The organism is Paenibacillus sp. Soil522 (assembly GCF_001428245.1).
Taxonomy (GTDB): Bacteria; Bacillota; Bacilli; order Paenibacillales; family Paenibacillaceae; genus Pristimantibacillus.
Window position 1 is genome coordinate 1 of the sequence record NZ_LMRV01000095.1, and the last position, 325, is coordinate 325.

Here is a 325-nt window from a genome sequence, read left to right on the forward strand (position 1 = left end):
ACGCATTTAGAGTGGAATAAAATCAATGGTAGCTGCAATCTATATATTTTTTAGAATTGGGGAGTTTTTTATTACATATTTAAATATGTAAGTGAAAAACCGCATAAATATAGGAGGACAGGAAAGAATGGCTATTAAAAACCACAATGGGGTGATAGCATGCAAGAAGCTCGAAAAGATGGGTGGAAGTCTGATGAAGACCATTTACTAGCAGAGATCGTCMTAAGACATATTCGAGAAAAAAGTTCACAGCTAGTAGCATTTAATGAAGCTGCACAACAATTAGGAAGGACAGAAAGTGCATGTGGCTTTAGATGGAACTCCC